Origin of the sequence: Dehalobacter sp. TeCB1 (genome assembly GCF_001707455.1) — a bacterium.
Classification (GTDB): domain Bacteria; phylum Bacillota; class Desulfitobacteriia; order Desulfitobacteriales; family Syntrophobotulaceae; genus Dehalobacter; species Dehalobacter restrictus.
This window is the reverse complement of record NZ_MCHF01000010.1, coordinates 1-18597: the sequence shown is the minus strand read 5'-3', so window position 1 is coordinate 18597 and position 18597 is coordinate 1. Positions and strand designations below refer to the sequence as shown.

Annotated in this window: 22 protein-coding genes and 1 other RNA gene; 17 read left to right on the top strand and 6 right to left on the bottom strand. The window is 43.2% G+C overall.

Going from position 1 to position 18597, the window contains the following annotated elements; translation table 11 throughout:
• The first annotated feature begins 95 nt into the window (after positions 1-95).
• The 6 genes from eno to A7D23_RS02670 all read left to right on the top strand — a co-directional run bounded on the left by eno (position 96) and on the right by A7D23_RS02670 (position 6550).
• Positions 96-1370, top strand: a complete 1275-nt coding sequence (eno, locus tag A7D23_RS02695; RefSeq protein ID WP_025206215.1) for a phosphopyruvate hydratase — start codon at positions 96-98, stop codon at positions 1368-1370.
• Between the two features lie 219 nt (positions 1371-1589).
• Positions 1590-1820 carry a preprotein translocase subunit SecG gene (gene secG / locus A7D23_RS02690; RefSeq protein WP_019224943.1) on the top strand — a complete coding sequence of 77 codons (231 nt, stop codon included), beginning with the start codon at positions 1590-1592 and terminating at the stop codon, positions 1818-1820.
• Between the two features lie 129 nt (positions 1821-1949).
• Positions 1950-3959, top strand: coding sequence for a sodium-translocating pyrophosphatase (locus A7D23_RS02685; RefSeq protein WP_019224942.1), 2010 nt, complete (start codon positions 1950-1952; stop codon positions 3957-3959).
• 241 nt (positions 3960-4200) lie between these two features.
• Positions 4201-4965, top strand: coding sequence for an alpha/beta fold hydrolase (locus tag A7D23_RS02680; protein ID WP_019224941.1), 765 nt, complete (start codon positions 4201-4203; stop codon positions 4963-4965).
• 107 nt (positions 4966-5072) lie between these two features.
• Positions 5073-5537 (top strand): SsrA-binding protein SmpB, encoded by a 465-nt coding sequence (gene smpB / locus A7D23_RS02675; protein WP_019224940.1) that lies wholly within the window; start codon positions 5073-5075, stop codon positions 5535-5537.
• A 23-nt stretch (positions 5538-5560) separates the two neighbouring features.
• Positions 5561-6550, top strand: coding sequence for a DUF4003 domain-containing protein (locus A7D23_RS02670; RefSeq protein WP_019224939.1), 990 nt, complete (start codon positions 5561-5563; stop codon positions 6548-6550).
• On the opposite strand, the gene A7D23_RS02665 is transcribed toward A7D23_RS02670, so the two are convergent.
• Positions 6547-7989 (bottom strand): PIG-L family deacetylase, encoded by a 1443-nt coding sequence (locus A7D23_RS02665; protein WP_019224938.1) that lies wholly within the window; start codon positions 7987-7989, stop codon positions 6547-6549. The two genes, A7D23_RS02670 and A7D23_RS02665, sit on opposite strands and share 4 nt — an antisense overlap.
• A 345-nt stretch (positions 7990-8334) precedes the next feature.
• Here A7D23_RS02665 and ssrA point away from each other — a divergent pair.
• From ssrA to A7D23_RS02640, 4 genes are all read left to right on the top strand, one after another.
• Positions 8335-8685, top strand: a transfer-messenger RNA (tmRNA) gene (gene ssrA / locus A7D23_RS02660).
• A 415-nt stretch (positions 8686-9100) separates the two neighbouring features.
• A complete protein-coding gene (locus A7D23_RS02650) occupies positions 9101-9445 on the top strand; it encodes a hypothetical protein (RefSeq protein ID WP_019224935.1) in 345 nt (114 codons plus the stop codon).
• Complete coding sequence (locus A7D23_RS02645) at positions 9432-10028, top strand: sigma-70 family RNA polymerase sigma factor (protein ID WP_019224934.1); 597 nt, start codon at positions 9432-9434, stop codon at positions 10026-10028. The genes A7D23_RS02650 and A7D23_RS02645 overlap by 14 nt, the downstream gene beginning before the upstream one ends.
• An 8-nt stretch (positions 10029-10036) precedes the next feature.
• Positions 10037-10294, top strand: coding sequence for a hypothetical protein (locus A7D23_RS02640; RefSeq protein WP_019224933.1), 258 nt, complete (start codon positions 10037-10039; stop codon positions 10292-10294).
• A 75-nt stretch (positions 10295-10369) separates the two neighbouring features.
• On the opposite strand, the gene A7D23_RS02635 is transcribed toward A7D23_RS02640, so the two are convergent.
• Positions 10370-10714, bottom strand: coding sequence for a phage scaffolding protein (locus A7D23_RS02635; protein ID WP_019224932.1), 345 nt, complete (start codon positions 10712-10714; stop codon positions 10370-10372).
• 22 nt (positions 10715-10736) lie between these two features.
• The gene (gene terS, locus A7D23_RS02630; protein ID WP_019224931.1) at positions 10737-11120 is read right to left on the bottom strand and encodes a phage terminase small subunit; all 384 of its coding nucleotides are present in this window, start codon (positions 11118-11120) and stop codon (positions 10737-10739) included.
• Positions 11121-11185: 65 nt separating this feature from the next.
• Here terS and A7D23_RS02625 point away from each other — a divergent pair, with 65 nt between their 5' ends.
• Together A7D23_RS02625 and A7D23_RS02620 are read left to right on the top strand one after the other, a co-directional pair.
• Positions 11186-11827 (top strand): hypothetical protein, encoded by a 642-nt coding sequence (locus A7D23_RS02625; RefSeq protein ID WP_019224930.1) that lies wholly within the window; start codon positions 11186-11188, stop codon positions 11825-11827.
• Between the two features lie 84 nt (positions 11828-11911).
• Positions 11912-12583 (top strand): hypothetical protein, encoded by a 672-nt coding sequence (locus tag A7D23_RS02620; protein ID WP_019224929.1) that lies wholly within the window; start codon positions 11912-11914, stop codon positions 12581-12583.
• Between the two features lie 131 nt (positions 12584-12714).
• On the opposite strand, the gene A7D23_RS02615 is transcribed toward A7D23_RS02620, so the two are convergent.
• Positions 12715-12918, bottom strand: coding sequence for a hypothetical protein (locus tag A7D23_RS02615; protein ID WP_019224928.1), 204 nt, complete (start codon positions 12916-12918; stop codon positions 12715-12717).
• 248 nt (positions 12919-13166) lie between these two features.
• Here A7D23_RS02615 and A7D23_RS02610 point away from each other — a divergent pair, with 248 nt between their 5' ends.
• From A7D23_RS02610 to A7D23_RS02595, 5 genes are all read left to right on the top strand, one after another.
• Positions 13167-14000 carry a DUF3102 domain-containing protein gene (locus A7D23_RS02610; protein ID WP_025206214.1) on the top strand — a complete coding sequence of 278 codons (834 nt, stop codon included), beginning with the start codon at positions 13167-13169 and terminating at the stop codon, positions 13998-14000.
• Positions 14001-14088: 88 nt separating this feature from the next.
• Complete coding sequence (locus A7D23_RS15520; protein ID WP_019226916.1) at positions 14089-14220, top strand: DUF1659 domain-containing protein; 132 nt, start codon at positions 14089-14091, stop codon at positions 14218-14220.
• Positions 14221-14435: 215 nt separating this feature from the next.
• Positions 14436-15359: a TIGR01777 family oxidoreductase gene (locus A7D23_RS02605; RefSeq protein WP_019226917.1), complete on the top strand. Its 924-nt coding sequence runs from the start codon at positions 14436-14438 to the stop codon at positions 15357-15359.
• Positions 15360-15505: 146 nt separating this feature from the next.
• Entirely contained in the window at positions 15506-15826 is a 321-nt protein-coding gene (locus tag A7D23_RS02600) for a hypothetical protein (RefSeq protein WP_019226918.1), read from the top strand.
• A 615-nt stretch (positions 15827-16441) separates the two neighbouring features.
• Positions 16442-17380, top strand: coding sequence for a DUF2935 domain-containing protein (locus A7D23_RS02595; protein ID WP_019226920.1), 939 nt, complete (start codon positions 16442-16444; stop codon positions 17378-17380).
• Between the two features lie 163 nt (positions 17381-17543).
• Here A7D23_RS02595 and A7D23_RS02590 read toward each other — a convergent pair whose 3' ends face one another.
• Together A7D23_RS02590 and A7D23_RS02585 are read right to left on the bottom strand one after the other, a co-directional pair.
• The gene (locus A7D23_RS02590) at positions 17544-18038 is read right to left on the bottom strand and encodes an HD domain-containing protein (RefSeq protein ID WP_019226921.1); all 495 of its coding nucleotides are present in this window, start codon (positions 18036-18038) and stop codon (positions 17544-17546) included.
• Positions 18039-18255: 217 nt separating this feature from the next.
• The coding region (locus A7D23_RS02585) for a transposase (protein WP_141690632.1) at positions 18256-18597 on the bottom strand (342 nt) is incomplete at its 5' end.

Here is an 18597-nt window from a genome sequence, read left to right as displayed (position 1 = left end):
ATCCATGGCAAACAAACCCAGGTGTATACCCACTACCAAGGTACTGGCAATAACGTATACCCAAAAAAATCAAAAAAAATGAAGGAGTGACTATGATGAGTTTTATTGACCAGGTAATTGCACGGGAAATCCTTGATTCCAGAGGTTTTCCGACTGTTGAAGTAGATGTTGTGCTGGAAGACGGCACCATGGGGCGGGCTGCTGTGCCGTCCGGCGCTTCCACCGGAGCTTTTGAGGCTCTGGAACTGCGCGACGGGGACAAGAACCGTTATCTTGGCAAAGGCGTTCTTCAGGCTGTTGACAATGTCAATGACGTGATTGGTCTGGAAATGGAAGGACTCAATGTCTTTGATCAGCCGGGGATCGACCGGACGCTTCAAGAGATCGACGGAACGGAAACCAAGAGCAAGCTTGGAGCTAATGCCATTCTGGGCGTATCGTTGGCTGCAGCCAGAGCGGCTTCTCTTTATCTCGGCCTGCCGTTCTACCAGTATATCGGCGGCATTAATGCCAAGGAGCTTCCCGTGCCGATGATGAATATCCTGAACGGAGGCAAACATGCCGACAACAATGTGGATATTCAGGAATTTATGATTATGCCGGTCGGAGCAGCCAGCTTTGCCGAAGCGATGAGAATGGGCTCGGAAATATACCATACCCTTAAGAGCGTCTTAAAGGGGAAAGGTCTGGTAACCGCAATCGGAGATGAAGGCGGCTTTGCGCCGAACCTTGCTTCCAACGCCGAAGCTTTGGAAGTCATTGTCGATGCCATTCAAAAAGCCGGCTACAAACCGGGCGAAGAGGTTACACTGGCGATTGATGCAGCAGCTACCGAAATGTATAAAAACGGCCTATATGTTCTGGAAGGCGAAGGATTGACGAAAACCGCGGACGAAATGATCGCCTATTATGAAGACTTATGCAGCAAATTTCCGATTGTCTCGATAGAAGACGGCCTGTCAGAGGAAGACTGGGACGGCTGGGCTAAACTCACCCAACGGCTCGGCAACAGAATCCAGCTTGTCGGGGACGATTTGTTTGTTACGAATCCAACACGGCTTAGCCGGGGAATTCAGGCGAAGTGCGGGAATTCCATCTTAATCAAGCTGAATCAGATCGGCACCCTGACCGAAACCCTCGATACGATAGAGATAGCTAAAAGAGCCGGCTATACCACGGTTATTTCCCATCGGTCCGGAGAAACAGAAGATGTCTCTTTGGCCCATATTGCCGTAGCAGTCAATGCTGGACAGCTGAAAACAGGCGCGCCGGCTCGTACGGACCGTTTGGTTAAATATAATGAACTTCTCCGGATTGAGGAAGAACTCGGGTTAACCGCTATCTACAAAGGCAGAGCCGTGCTGAAATAATCAGTCCTGGGTCCATCCACAATCGGCTATGGGCATTCCATCCGCAATAATCGGCCATTCAGGCCGTATTCCCTTGCGTCAACACTGGGGCTGTGCTAAAATAGCAATACTGACCATAATCAGACAAACATGCTATTTTATGCCGACCAGGGAAACATATGCTGTAAATAGTTAAAGCCGGGTAAAATAACGGTTTAAACCTTTGAGGGAGGTGAAAATATGACAATAGCAATCGTTGTAATTTTGATCATCAGTTCTCTCGGGTTAATCGCCACAGTTCTGCTGCAGCCAGGAAAAAGCGCTGGTCTTTCCGGTTCGATCACCGGAGCGGGTGAGCAATTTTTCGGTAAGGCTGCCAAAGGAAAGGAAGGCTTATTCGCCAAACTTGGTGTTGTATTTGCCGTTTTGTTCCTTGTAAGTTCACTAGGGCTGACCTTGTTTTTAAAATAAGATAACAGCAAGATCCCGTGCCCTGCAGATTTATCCGCAATTGTGCGGATTATTCGGTATGAAATAAGGTCAACACACCAGGCTGCGTGGAACATACTTCGTGTGGTTATTTATTAGGAGGTAGTAGGAATGGATTTCTCACAGATACCCTTATTGGGTGTAGGAGCAGGAATTATCGGACTGCTCGCGGCATTGTTTTTTGCAAAAAGTGTACTTAAGGAGAGCGCCGGAAATGACAAAATGAAAGAAATTTCCAAAGCGATTCAAGTCGGCGCGATGGCTTATCTGAACCGTCAATACAGAACGCTTATTCCGATTGTTATCATTATTTTTATTGCTTTATTTGCGTTAAAAGGTAACGCTGCGGCACCACTGTCCTTCTTGGTTGGTGCAGTAGCTTCAGGTGCTGCAGGTTATGTCGGCATGGGGATTACGACCAGAGCCAATGCCCGTACAACAGAAGCTGCCCGTACCAGTTTGAACAAAGCACTCGGCGTGTCATTCCGCGCAGGCGCAGTTATGGGATTTTCGGTGGCTGGTCTGGGTCTGTTAGGTGTTGCCGGGCTGTTTATGATCTTTGGTGATGCTGAAACAATCAACTCCTTTGCTTTTGGCGCAAGTGCGATTGCACTGTTTGCCCGTGTCGGTGGAGGTATCTTTACCAAGGCTGCTGACGTTGGAGCTGACCTTGTAGGGAAGGTTGAAGCCGGAATTCCAGAAGATGATCCGCGTAACCCGGCAGTTATTGCTGATAATGTCGGTGACAACGTTGGCGATACAGCAGGTATGGGTGCCGACTTGTTTGAATCTTATGCTGCAACCGCCATTTCCGGCATGCTGATCGGCTTTTCGGTCTTCGGCGGTCATGGCATTGGGGAGTCTATCTTCCTGATTATCGGTGCGATCGGTATTCTTGCCTCGATTATTGCCAGCTTCTTTGTGCGCACAGGAGAAAAGGCCAATCCACAGATGGCTCTGAACATGGGCCTTTGGGGAACAAATGTGATTACAGCTATTGGTTCTTTTGCCGCAGTCCATCTGCTGATGCCGGCAACTTATGTCACAGAATCCGGACTCGTACTCACACCAAACAGGATATTTTTAGCCATTATCTGCGGTCTTGCAGTAAATATTATCATTGGTTTGATCACGGAGTACTACACATCCAATGAAAAGAAACCGGCCCAGTCGATTGCCAAGGCCTCCGAAACCGGAGCAGCTACGAACATCATCACGGGTTTGGCTGTCGGTCTAAAAAGTACAGCTTTGCCGGTCATTACGATTTGTGCTGCGATCCTGGTGGCTTATCAGGTTGCGGGTATATATGGCATTGCGATGGCTGCAATGGCGATGCTTTCCACAGCGGGAATCATCGTTGCGATTGACTCTTTCGGACCGGTGGCTGACAATGCCGGCGGTATTGCCGAAATGGCTGAACTCGATCCGAGTGTGCGTAAAACAACAGATAAACTTGACGCTGTTGGAAATACCACAGCTGCCGTAGCTAAAGGCTTCGCGATTGGATCAGCTGCAATTACCGCGCTGGCTCTGTTCAACGCGTTTGCTGAACTTGCCGACCTTCAGGTCATTGACATTCTTGTGCCGACGACGATTATCGGTCTATTTATTGGTGCTGCCCTGCCGTTCCTGTTCTCCGCTTTTGCGATGCAGGCGGTCGGAAGAGCTGCGTTTGACATGATTGCTGAAGTCCGCCGTCAGTTCAGAGAAATCCCCGGACTGATGGAAGGCAAAGCGAAACCTGATTATGCGGCCTGCGTTGATATTTCGACCAAAGCGGCAATCAGACAAATGATCGCTCCTGGTTTACTGGCCGTATGCACACCGGTACTTGTTGGATTTATTTTAGGCAAGAGTGCCATGGGTGGAATGCTCGCAGGCGGTACATTTGCCGGCTTCCTGATGGCCGTATTCATGGCCAACGCCGGCGGGGCCTGGGACAATGCCAAGAAATATATTGAATCCGGACACCATGGCGGCAAGGGGACTCCTGCTCACGCTGCAGCTGTTATCGGCGACACTGTTGGCGATCCGTTCAAAGATACTGCCGGTCCTTCCCTGAATGCTTTGATTAAAGTTATGGGAACGATTTCCCTGATCATTGCTCCTTTCCTTCACTAAGAGGTTAGGTCCGTCAAACATCGTTTTCAAGTGAAATATATGGAGATGCCTTTAAAGCATCTCCATTTCTATTTTTGTATGAATTTTATTTATCTTAAATCTTTTTATTTATTCTTTAAGACTATCATCAAAGCTTAATTTACCATCATAAAATCAAAGACATTGCATTCGGCAAAAAAATCTGTTTAAATAAACCGATAAGGACATTATTGCCTGATGTTGGCAAGTGGAAGGGAGAAGCATGTTTACACGAGAAGAGCTGGCCAAACCTTTTTACTTTTCAGGCGGAAGCACGGCGATCCTTCTGATTCACGGCTTTACAGCCTGCCCGATTGATATGAAGCCACTTGGTGAGAGATTGAAAAATTGGGGATATACAGTCCAGGCCCCGCTTCTTCCCGGCCATGGAACTTCAATAGAAGACTTGAAGAAGACATCCTGGCAGGATTGGGAGCGAGCTGTTGCCGAAGCAGCTGAGCAATTAAAGAAAACGTATCAGAAAGTCCTTGCCGTCGGACATTCCATGGGCGGATTGCTGGCACTGTCTCTGGCTGCTCAGGGCAGGATCGACGGTGCAGTCTCCATCAATGCCCCGATTATTTATGTTGATGAAAAGCTGCATCAGGCCGAAAGCTTGATAGGAAAAATAGAATATGTTGGCAAACCGCATAAAACCGCTGAGATCAGCCTGAACAGCGAGGGACTCCCCCATTTTTCCTATATTCAGGTACCGGTGATATCTTTTATTTCTTTAAACCAAGCCATTGAACGAATGAAAGGAAAATTGCCCCAAATCAGCTGTCCGACGCTTATGGTCCAGAGCATGGCTGACGGGACAGTCCATCCGTCCAGCGGTGAATTTATTCAGAAGAACATCGGAGACCGCTATTGCGATGCAGTTTACTGGAAAGATGAGGATCACTATCTGCCGTTGAGCGCAGCGCGGGACGAATTGGCCCAAAAAATACGGGAATTTATAGAAAAGCGTCAGCTGCTGGTCCCATAGGTCGGTTTACTGATTTTTTTCAAAATAATCTAAAGGAAATACCCATTGCCTGAGCGGTCAACAACGGGTAATATTATTAATAGATAAAGCAGCGAGGTGGAAATAGATTGGCTGAGGGAATTAAGGTCATCGCTGAAAACAGAAAAGCCAGGCACGATTTCTTTGTCGAGGACAGTTATGAAGCCGGGATCATCTTAACGGGGACCGAGATAAAGTCAATCCGGGCCGGCCGTGTGAATCTCAAAGACAGTTATGCTGAAATTATCAAGGGTGAGGTCTGGCTGAATCAGATGCATATCAGCCCGTATGAACAAGGGAACAGGTTCAACCATGATCCGCTGCGGAAGAGAAAACTGCTGTTTAATCGCACCGAGATTATTAAGATGGGGGATAAGGTCAAACTACAGGGAATGACCCTTGTCCCGTTAAAGATTTATCTCAAGCACGGCATGGCCAAAATTGAACTTGGGCTGTGTAAAGGCAAAAAAACTTATGACAAGCGGGATGATCTGGCTGAGCGGGATGCCAAAAGGCAAATGGAACGGGATTTAAGAGACAGAAACAAGGGTTAGTTCGCGGGAAAGGGGATGGGGAAATGGACAGTAATCTTCGGAAAAAAGCTGAAAATCTGATCAGCATCTATCAGCAGGTTGCCAAGGACTTTCGCTGGAAAAATTCAAGCAGTATCAATACGCTGATTGCTTTGTCTTATGTAGCCAAAGACAAGGTTTATGACAGGAAAGAAATCGAAAGGGTCAATGACTATATCAAAAAGAATTTGGGTTCTTTTTCGAGTTTCAGACAAAGATCCATTCTGTATTCAGCCTTGCTGCTCGTCAATTCTCCCGATCCGGAAACAAAACTGGATATTCTTCTTGCTTATGATGAAAGACTTAAAGAAAACGGGTTTCGCAGTTACACATACAGGCCTGTGACCGCCTATACACTGCTCTTGAATTGCGAACCGCGCAAAGCCGATATTCGGATTGCCAAAGCCTATGAGATTTTCACCGAAATGAAGAAACATCACCCTTGGCTGACTTCCGGTGACGACTATGCTGTCTCAATCCTGCTTGCAGCTTCGGATAAACCCGTACAGAGTATCATAGCTAAAATGGAAGAGCTGTACAAAGAACTTCATGAATGTGGTTTTAGCCGTGGAAACGGACTCCAATTCTTGTCGCACATCTTAAGTCTGAGTGAGGAGAACAGTAAGGCAAAAGCTGCAAGATGCCGCATCCTGTATGATTTCTTCGGTCAAAATAAATTAAAAGTCTACGCCAATAACTATGGAACACTCGGTCTGCTTACCTTGCTTGAAGATAAAAGCCAGAGAGCTGCGCGTGAGGTGCTCGGAATGAGTGAAGTTCTCCGAGAAGACCGAAATATCCGCTGGTTGGGCAAGGAGACTATTTTTCTTACAGCAGCGTCGCTCGTTTCTTGCACGATGTTGGAAAGCCTCAAAAACAGCAATGATGTGATCTATACCAATGCTTTTGTGACGATTGAAGCACTCATCGCAGCTCAAAACGCAGCAATGATCGGCGCTGCGTGTGCCGCAACGGCTGCATCCAGCGGCAGCTAGCGTGTATCGATCATCCGCCAGGCAGTTTTGTCTATCAGGTGGTTATTAAACGCGGACTCCGCATCCATAAAGACATGATCATAATGGCCAAATTCTAATTGCTGAAATGCTGATTGATTAATAATAAGATGAGACATACCGCCCTGATTTGAAACACAAATATTTACAGTCTCCCTTGTGATTGTATTTGTAGTTGGGTCCTGCGCATAGACCTCATTTCCTTTGACGATGAGGGTCAGGTGCGAGGACTTTTCTTTATTAATAAAGACCAGATTATAACGATATTCATTTAATTCCTTAATCATTTTTTGATCTGTTTGTATAATAAGATGCAAATTGCCTTCCTTGGAGATTTCTGCATGGACAGCTAAGATATCGCCTCCTTTGTCTACATCCAAAAGCAGTTTATCCTGAACCGGGTCCTGAATCAATATATTGCCGGCATTTGGCGTAATGTCCGAATCCATACGCATGCCGCTGATTAGTTTAGCATCTGTATACTGACCGAATAATTCGCTCTGCTTTTCAAAACAGGACATCTGGAATCCCAGTGTTTTTTGCTGCGAATGATACAGCTTGATCGCTTCGGTCTTTAATCTTATTTCCTGATCAGTTAGGTCGAGTGCATACCACTTGGTGCCGGTTTTAAGCAGTTTGGCCGGCGGCGCAAGATCCTTTTTATGCTGTGAGCCGGCTTCCAGGCTAGGCCATAAACCGCGGTGAATTAGATAAAGCCACTCTTTCTGCGGAGAATAGTTCAGCACAGTCAGCGTATATTTCGTGAAAGCATTGCTAGCCCAATGATCCGGATGTTTATCATTCGGGTGCGGCATGACAATATCGGTTGGCTGAAAATCGTGAATAATCTGTGATAAATCAGCGACAACATTTTGCCCGCAATACAGGCGGTTTTTCTTAAAACTGTCGGTATAGGGTGACCGGTCTGCTTGGGTATAGGGACTGGTGTACGGATTCGTTGAATTCCAGTTGGAAGACCATAGTGAGGCAAGTCCGCCGTCAGGATAACCCAGGAAGATAATATCGCTTTCAGAAACTCCCGATGATGCCAAAGCTTTCACTGATTCCTGCTGGCGCGTATAGCCAAAATTGATATATTCTTTTGGTGTAAGCGTTATTTTTGTATAGTCTAAATGGGCTGCAACCCTATAACCATCACCATTGGTCATAAGGACCACTTTTACTTTACCTCCGTTAGCCAGCGTCTTTTTGATGAGCATACCCGCCCCCAGCGTCTCGTCATCGGGGTGCGGCGCAATGATCAGGACCCGGGAGCCCGCCCCAGGCGCATCGATATGCTCCGGAGTTGTGTCGACCATATAATTGGCAACCATCTGATCCGATAGGATAAAGACAAATGCGAATACAATAATCAGAGTCGAAGCAGCCAGAAAAATTCTTCTTTTCAAGATCTTTTTCATATTACCTCAGTTAAGCTCAGCAAAATGTGTTTTTAAGAATTTTTGCTCGAGTAATTTTATACAAATTCATAGTCTCTATGGTTAAATTACCATCTAATATTATACCTTAAAATAAGATGCTTAAGATAGCATGAGATGACAAAAATAAAAATCTAACAATTAAGATCGTTTTTTAAATTAATTGTTAAGTAGAGAATTAAATTAAAATTAAAAATAAAGTTCTATAGGCTGAATCATGCTTCTTAAGAAAGATATTTGTATTTTCTGTAAACATTAAATAAGATTTTCAAGTTGGTACTAGTCAAAATGTTGAGATATGGTATAATGATATCGCTACACTTTCTCGGGGGCGTTTTAGACTCGCTCGGGGGAGCAATGGCAAGAGTCGCGTGTCGAGATCCCGCTTGACCTCGTTAAACAGCGGACAAACAATAACTGACAAAACAAATTACGCTTTAGCAGCTTAAGCTGCTACATCCTGCCTTCTTAACCTGCGGGGAAGGGCCAGGGTGTCAAATTAGCAGGAAAACTTGTGCGGCCACCGTCTGAGGCCAAAACAAGGATTAACCAGACTGGCTTCAAAGGAATCCCGCTTTCAGGAGTCCCGCGAAGCGAGAATTAAAATGAGAGCTACACACGTAGATGCTTTTGGTATTGTCTTTCGATACAGGGGTGCAAGTCCCCTCGCCTCCACCAAAATTCGTCCAAAAACCCGCTATTCATGCGGGTTTGAAATTTTCCGGAGCAAATTTTTAACGGTTTTCTGACCGTTTTTTTGTTTATAGTTAGAAAAATACAAAAAAAAGAAGGCCATCAAGCCTTCATTGCTGCCACTAATTTCTTTGTTCCTACCATATTAATTGCCCTTTTCAAATTATATGCAAGGAAACTAAGCCCCAGCTCGCCTGTGGTTTTTTCTATACCCTTGCATAAAAGATAATGGGCTCCATGGTACCACTTAACCGTACCAAAAGGATGTTCTGAGAGGCATACAAGCATTGAAAAGCCTTTAGAAACCCTTACTGAAATAGTTTCGAAACGATTCCCGAAAGGGTTCCCGAATAAAGAACCAGAAACCAGAAATCAGGATTCCGAACCAGAAGAAGAATGTTTGCACGGAGCGGAAGCCGCTTCATGCCGGCCGGCGCCTGATCACGTTATTTCCTTGATCTTAAATGATAAGAGCGAATACGGGATCGCGGAAGCAAAAATCGCGGAATGGTCGAAGCTGTATCCTGCCGTAGATGTTCAACAGGAGCTTCGGAAAATGAAGGGATGGCTGGACGCCAATCCTTCAAAGAGAAAGACCAGAAGCGGGATTCTTAGGTTTGTAAATAACTGGCTGTCAAAGGAACGGGATCGCGGCGGCTATAAAGCAACAAAGACAGCCGTTCCCATATTTAAGGACTATGACGACGACGAAGACTTCCTGGGGTCAGGTGGTGCTTCACCATAAACAGGAAGGGGGTCGGGATCGTGAAAACTATCTGACGAACGAAGAACTGGTCAAGCTGTACCATGATGGCGATCCTTCCGCCCTGGAAGCTCTGTATTTGCAAAATCATAGACTGATTCGCTATACTGTCCGCCGTTTATGTCGTGGTCGTGAACAAGATTTTGATGATGAAATGCAGGAAGCCTTTTTTATGATGATAAAAAAGGTAAACAAATTCCGTGAAGAAGGTTCGGCCAGCCTGGCGACATACATCGTTAAACAAATTATATGGGGTTATAAAGACCGCCGCAGAACCGCACAAAGCCAACACGAAAAGGGTATGATCAGCCTTGACACCCCCATAAACAGGAACGACGGAAATACAATTCTGCTTATTGATACGCTTCCGGACCCGACAGCCAATTTCGAAGATGAAATCAGTGACGAAATGGTCAGAAATCGGCTAAAGGTTGTACTACATGAGATCATTTCAACGCTTCCGGAACGACAGCGCGCGGTTATACAGGCAAGGCTTGAAGGGTATTCTCAACTCGAGCAACCGGCAACCATGGCCTTGATATTGATCAGTACACCCAGAGCGTAAAGTCTAGTATGATGAGAACTAGACAGGAAGGAAAATATGTTGAGATAACCGGTCAATTATCGAATATTGATAGTAGTGGTAAATATTTTTCCATTGGCCCTTTGGATGATAGTTATTCGTTATTCAATGTCATGTGTTACATAACTGAAGAACAGAAAGCTACAGTAGCCAAATTTACAAACAAACAAAAAGTCACCGTGATTGGAACTATTACCGATGTTGGAGAAGTAATTGGTTATTCATTAGATGTTGAAAGCATAAAATAAGATATTACAGCCCTAAATGTAGCCATAAACGCAAAAAAGCCCCGAAGGATCTCTCCCTCGAGGCTTTTTTTACTTCTACTCTGGCTGTTCCAAAGCTGTACTCTTTCCGCCACTTTCAACCCTGAAGGATGAGCCGCCTTTGTCTTCATTGCCGACTTCTTCAAAGAGGTACCCGTCACTCGCTTTAAGCTTCTCAAGCTGTTCATTCAGCCCGAGGATGGTCTCCCCGTCCAATTTAATAAGAGACATGTCCAGAGCCGCCTTGGCCAGCTTCGGATTCTTGGTCTTTGCGGCCATTAGAGCTCGTTCGACCGCATCGTCCAACCTCAGCTTATTAAGCTCTTTGTCTGCTTCTGTCTTGGAAGTCTCATACTTGGTTTTCCACTCGTCAGCTGCACCCTTAATGCCCTCAATATCCATGCCCTTAAAGGCCTCAATTTGTTTATTGGCATCGGCCAGATTGGCAAAGGATGTCCAGCGGGTGCTTCTCCTGGATCACCTGCATGATCTCCAGTGTCTCATCCGGGAGGTATTTACTAAAAAAATCATGAGTCTCCGCATTCTTGTTTTTGACCGGAGCCCCATGGCCTTTGGCGTTTTTATTTTTCGGCTGGCCGCCGTGCTTACATTTTGTAGTACTACAGTTTTTTGAAATTGAAGTACTACAACCTATTTGATCGTTCCATTTGTCCCGTAGCTTCCATACGCTGACGGTACGTTCGGGTATCTCAAGTATATTTGCAATCTCACGATTGGTTATATTTCCTTCAGACTCTTGGAATATCTCAAGAGCTTTACCTCTTAGAGGATTTTTTTCTTTTGCCACACCTTCACCACCAATTAATGCTATTATCAACGTAGTATGAGTTATCCAATTAAGGAGGTTCCATTATGCCTAAAATGTTTTCCCAAAAGTTTATCGCTGTAGTTTTAACTCTTATATTCACACTTTCTATACCTTGTTTTGCAAGTGCACAAACTGTTGATACGTCATCAAAACATGCAGTCTTAACACAAGATCAAGTTACTCAATTAGTAGAAGATTACTCCAAGACAAAAGACCGTAAAGTATTAAAGAAGTATGGACTAGATCCCAACGAAGGGTTAGCCCTTATTGTTGAAAAAGACACAACAACATCAACTAATTCGTTAGAGTCTAGCGATCCAGTAAAATCTCTTGCCTCGCTACCGTTAAGTGGAGTAAGAGGATATGTTACCGGAGGCATGACTCACTCTGGCAGAACCGTGAATTGTAACATTACAGCTCATTTTTTCATTGATATGGTAAGTTACGCGGAATGGGCTGCTACCTTCTATTATGTAAATCCTAACTTAGAACTTGAAATACCATTAGTAACAAGAGCTAATACTTTATGGTTTAATCCATCTGTGTCTCAATTTTTAGACCAAGTATCAACCACGGTATCATCAGGAGGATATTACACAGCGACATTTGGTGGTATAGCTATGGGTAGGTATGCTAATTATGAGTTAATCCAACTGGTAGATTTAAGTCCCGTTTACGTCAATTAATAGTATATACTTATACTACGTGGATATAATTTTTGCCAGGCTAGATTAATATCCTAGCCTGGCAGATTGCGGAGGTTTAATTATATGAGTTGGACAGTTGAGATAGACAAAGAAACTCTTATGAAAAACGTAATTAATACTAGCGATTCCAGAGATCTAGTTGACTTAGCAATTAATCAAAATGAAGTACCAGAATCCTTCTCTCCTTTTTGTCAATTTTTTCTCGGCCCAACTGCAGCTGGTATATTAAATTTATATACGTCTATCCCAGTTCCTGACGAGGAAATTTGTCAGTATGTTTTGACGGAATTGGCGCCTCATTATGAAAAGGTTCAAGCAATAAAAAGTAAACAAGGAGAGATCAGAACTTTAATTTTTCGGCAAGTGAAGCCCGATTCTGCCCAATTAATGCAATTATTATTTAAAAATAGCAATTTAGAACCGACTATTTTGGACTTGTATCTGGATAATCCAGCCTATCCTGATCCGCCTACCGAAGGCTCACTTTGTTATAAAGTTAATCCTGAGATGATAAAACCTATCAATTGCCCATCCTTTGATTCAACTTGGGATCTTTTACTGAGATGTTATGCGAGAGAACGAAAAATTTGCCTCACTCCATATGGTTGGACATACACAGACAAGTTACGTGAATCAATTGCAATAAGGTATTTTATTAAAAAATGCGACGATATAATCTTAATTAAAAACAAAAAAAATAATCAAATAATTGGTATAGATTTGATATTAAACTAATTACCATTCGATTTATTCAAAAAGATTTCATTCGTTAGTATATTAATATTTATAATTTAATACTGTATCTCTGAGGTCTTCGTTTGTTTTGGAGAAATAAAAATAAGAGCCCGAAAGCTCTTATTTTCCGTTTAGGTTTCAGTTGTTTTTATGCTTCGAATAATCGCCGACATAATTCCGCTTGATGAAACAAAATCTTTTGAACCTTCAGTCTTAAATCTTATCTCGAGTTGATGATTTGGGTTTTGCACAAACTCCATTTCGATAGCATCATTTTTTAGCATACCTGCGAAGATTACTGCGGCAGCGTCAAAATAATCTTTTTCGCACAACAAGATAAATCCCTCCCTTGTTCTGTTAATATTCGATGAAAGGAAGTATTTTCCTGCAATAAAAAGACCGTCCCAATTGATATGCTCCCTTCGTAGTAGACAGTTCAAATAACAAAAACTGTTTAGTGCAAGGAGGAGCATATCAAAATTGGCCGGGGTTCTGCTTCATTAATAAGTAGAAACTAAGCCCTCACCATCTGAAGCCTATCTGCGTATGCTGTATTTAGACGAATAATAAAAGGATGGGCGGTATGGATAATCCGGTCACCGAACGCACGCCGCTTATCATTGCGGCTGAAATAAATATGATAACTTGCCAAACCAAAAAAATCCTGCTTGCCGGTGCCATTGAAATCGGCCGTCGTTTGCTGGAAGCCAAGGATTTGGTCAAACACGGGGAATGGGGTAATTGGCTGGCAGAGTCTGTGAGCTATTCCCAGAAAACTGCCGAAAGACTGATAAAGCTCTACCAAGAGTACGGGCCAAACTTCTCTGACGGATTGGACACGTCAAAATCGACATCAATGTCGAATATGACTTACACCCAGGCCCTCCTCCTTCTGGGTTTACCGGCAGAGGAGCGGGAGGAATTCATCGAGCAGAATGATGTCGGCGGTATGACCACCAAGAAGCTGCAGCAGGCACTTCAGGACAGAGACAAGGCCAATCAGGAAAAGGAACAGGCGCTTCAGGAGAATCAAGCATTTAAAAAAGGACTGAAGGCGATCGACAGCACCATCTCCGAATTAAAAAAGGAGCAGGCTAAGACCCCGTCAATGCCAACAAATCCGGAGAATGTCAAAGCAGAAGCCTTCTCTGCCGGTCAACCCGCCCTGCCGACCCACAACCTTAAAACCGAACATGACCCGGACGCTCACATCAAGTATGTAGAAAAATGCGACGCTTGCTGCAAAACGATCGCCGATACCTTCTTCGATCTGACAACAGCACTCACCAATCTGACCCATATCGATCCGAAGCTGAAAGAAGAGAAAAGAAAAGAGGCTAACCGGCTGATTGAATATATGGCAGGGACGATTAAAGAGTGGCCGCCCCCCAAGAAGCCGCTTAGAGTTAATTCCTGATTTTTTTTTGGAACCTTTGGACAAGCCAAGCATAGTATGTATAAGACAGCCGTAAGCTGTCCAATAAAAGGGAAAGGGGATGATGGGAATGGCCGTTGTTTCAGCATCATCCGGCGCTCCGCTAACCAAACAGCGAACCCTTAACAATATTGTTTACAATGCTTCGGATCAAACTGTCTATGAGGCTGGAAGGCTTAACCTGATAATATTCATAATATAATGATTTATTGTCTAGGACGTGGTAAAATGTAACATAAAATGGAGGATATGCCAATTGCATTAAGAAGTTGTTGCGGTCGGTTGCCGTCCATGGCAACCCAGCTTGAGGGTGCCACACGGCAGATAACACGCCGTTCCCAAAACTTAGAATATATAAATGTAATATGACGCTTCGGGAACGGCTGGACATTAGACGACATTCCGGAGGTATGAAATATGAATGTTTTGATTATTGGTGGAACAGGTTTTTTAGGAAGGAACTTAACCAAGGAGTTAATGTCTAGTGGTTATAAAGTATCTGTTATAACAAGAAATCGGCAATTCACAGCAGACAAAGTTGAAAGTAATGTTGATTTAATAGAGTGGGATAACATTTCTCCTCTATCTGCAATTTATGATTTTAAGGAATTTGATGTAGTTATTAATTTTGCAGGAGAATCAATCGGTAACCGTCGTTGGTCCAATTTAGTTAAGCAAGAGATATTGAATAGTAGGATAAATACTACTCGTTCCATTGTTAACGCTATAAACGATGGGACTATGAATCCAAAAGTTCTAATAAATGCTTCAGCTGTAGGATACTATGGGCCTCGTCAGGATGATAAGATAGCCGAGAGTGAAGGTCCTGGACAGGATTTTCTTGCGGAAGTTTGCAAGAAATGGGAAGATGAAGCTTACAAGGTCCAAAATGAATTTACACGAGTCGTTACTATTCGTATTGGGGTAGTATTGGGTAGTCAAGGTGCTCTTACAAGAATGGTTATACCCTTTAAATATTACATCGGTGGTCCATTAGGTAAAGGAAATCAGTGGCTTCCGTGGATTTACATTCAAGATCTAATCAGGATGTTTAGATTTATAATCGAACATGATGAGGTTACTGGTCCTGTAAATGGAACAGCACCAGAACCAGTAAGAATGAAAGGCTTTTCAAAGATTTTAGGAGAAGTCTTAAAGAGACCATCATGGTTTCCAGTTCCCGAATTTGTATTGAAAATCGCATTAGGCCAGATGTCTGAAATGTTATTACATGGTCAAAGGGCTATTCCCCAAAAAATTAGTGATATTGGTTTCGAGTTTAAATTTCCTGATTTAAAGTCTGCTCTAGAGGATGCTTTGGGGAACCGGAACGTCGTCTAACACGGCATTACCTCGACTTTGCCGATATGCATGCGGTTGGGACGCAACCGCGCCCTCCTGGTGCGGACGAAAATAGTCGGATATTTCTTCGCATTAGTATACAATTGCAAACTAATGCAATCTAAATTTGAAAGAAGGTGTATCTCATGAAAACGGTACTTTTGCCCGAAACTCGTGCTGGGAGATGGTCAGTAGGATTATTTATTGCTTTTATTGCTTTAGCAGTAGCAGGGGGTATAATTTCTTCAACACAGGGGAACACGCTCGAATATCCGAATCCTATTAATAGTCCATTTCTGGGAACGGTCATTTATCTTATGTTTTCAGCAATAATCATTGCTTCTGCCATTGGACTAATAGCTGTCAAAAAACATAATGAACACTCTGTTTTGGTCTATCTATCAATACCTCTTGGCATTGTATTTCTTATTGGTGTTTTAATGTTATTGATAGGCAATCGCGGGTGAAAGGAATTGATGTATTATTCCTTCGTAGTAGTAGAATATTATAACTTCAAGAGGTAAAATTATGAGGGATATTTAAATTTCGGAGGTGTAACGGTATGGCCTTGGGTATTATTCTTATTGTAGCTTCGCTTACAGGTTTAATTTACGGAATAATAAATAAGAAAAAACCCCTAATAGTGTCTTCAGTTATTGCATTGATTATTATTGCAATCATTTGGATAGTATATTCGTATTTATACTCGATAAATCCTTATTAAAGCAAGGCAGCGCTGCGATATTGACTTCTTCCATCCGAGTGATGAATTCTCATAGGATCGGCTATTGCCCATTGTCCGATTGTCCATTTTAATAACCACTAAATGCTATGTTACAGCATTTAGTGGTTTTGATTTTTGTGGTATATCGGTCAGAACACCGCTGGACGTTAAAAATATATCGTTGGCAATAATGGCGCTGAATATTATAACGAACTGAACATGACCCGGTTAAACTCTCATCCGTAGTTAAGAAGGGCTAACATTAATAGAGACGTGAGTAGATTTCTAGAGATAATGGAATAAATGAGTTCTTTTAAAAATACGTTTTAGCGTAAGCGTTAACGAAGGAGGGATTTAATTGAAAGCAATATTACTGCCTGGAGATTTTGTTCGGGAGTCCTTGGAATTACACCTGTTTTTTGGACGAATTATGAAGGAGCATTCTATATTCCTCGAAGCTGGTTTTGTGACGAAGGATGCAGCATTTGCGCAACAAGCGGATATGTTTAAGACCCAATTTGCTGAAGTATTAAGGGAGGCTGTATTTTTGGCAAACGGGGTTGTCAGCGAAGAAACATTAAGATCAGGGGAATCCATAACAGATAAAACGCTACGAGCTGAACAAGTTACTGAGGAGCTATCTGGGATCACGATTGAATCAGTTATTACTAATGAAGAATTCGGACTAACCCCAAATGGCGGAGTAAATCCAGCACAACTTGAGGCACAAGTCACTGCCTTAAATCAGAAAGCCATTGGTTTGACCAATGCTTTGGTCCAGTTTAAAACCAATATACTTAACGGAATGCTTCAATGTAAATTGTTCACTTTTAATTTTCCTTTATTAATAATCCATATCCGAAGAGAAGCATTATTTTACATAAATCATTTAGAGCGATTGCAAAGGCACATGGCGGTTGATTTTATTCAGGAGGCTATTGAAGAAGAAAAGTTCTGGAACAGGCAAATGGCGGAACACGCACAGTTTATTCGTCAATTATTAGATCCAACTGAATCTGGCCTAATTGTTCAAGCAGAAGGCTTTGACAAGCAATTCAATACACTTGAACAAAAGGTGCCGGAAGCATCCCTAACTAAAACAGATATTGGCGGTTTAACACGGTCAACGATTACGGCGACCCGAGCGTTTAGAGATTTTAAAGCAGCCGGTACAGAAGGGATACTAACGTGTAAGATAAAATCAATAATCATTCCACTCTTAGCAGATCATGTATTGAGAGAAGCTAATCATTACCTAAGAATATTAAACAGGTTAAAACGGGATTTACAGTTATAACACATTAGAATATTTCTAGGATTGGTTATTCTAGATCATTCCCGGATATTTCTTTTTCGCCCTTGCTCGCGCTAGAAGGGAAGAGTTCGTTAACTCTTCCCTTAATTGACATTCAAATATTATCGAGCTGAATGAGAATTACAGTACATCTATGATCATCAAGCTATTTTGAAAAATATAGTTTGTTCAGGAATCTTCGTCCGGTTTCAGTCTTGAATATTTTCTCAGAAACATTTTGAATGGCGATCTCTGACAGGTCATCTTCAAAAGCATTAACAATAAAATCAGCCTCTATCAATATCTGGTGATCAAGTTCGTCAATCTTATCATAGGTATGGTGATGCGCAATCAACCAGCAAATCCTACCAATGACCGCAGGATGAAAGTTTAAATCTTCCAATAGCTTTCTGGCTTCAGGAGGTCCTTCGACTTGTTGATGACTTCCGGAAGCACTGTTGTATTTTTTTTCACTGTTTTTTATCCCAATGTCATGAGTGACAGCCGCAATTTCAAGAATTTCCTGCGTGCTTTCATCCAGCCCTTCCAGCACGCCAATGGTCTTGGCAAAGCCATAGACCTTAATAAAATGGTTGATGCGCCGCGCGTCACCCATAAAATAATGGATCATAGCGTTGATAACCTGCCCGATATCATTCATTCCGCACCTCCAGAATTTTCTGTCGTAGATAACAGTTCGGCATTCGTCAGCAGCCTACGAGCACCTTTAAAAGACCTTAGGAACCACTGATTAATAACGTTTTTTATCATCCCAATAAATAATAAAGTGGGATAATCCCAAGTTAGCGGCCCTATCGCCGCCGATTTCAGCTGCCTTTTCCGAGTAATTCTCGAAAAAAGGCGTACTTATCCCCGGATTACGCGCATTGGCTTCGCCAGCCGCCGCTTCGGGCGCACATCAGCAGGTTTGCGCTGGCGGCCAGCATATACAGTCTATTCAGATTCTTGGCAATTCCTCTATAACAAACCTTTTTGAAGCCAAATATGTTCTTAATGATATGAAAGGCGTGCTCCACTTTGGCTCGGACAGACGCTTTCCGAAACTCTATATGGCAATAAAAATCCCGTGCAGGGCCATTGTCCATGCTGCGTTTCTTTCCGGGACGCTCAGCGATACGGTAATCAATTTGTGATTTGTGAGGGTCCTCTGTGATTTCCGGTCGTTTATTTAGTCCCAAATATCCGGCGTCACCGTAGAA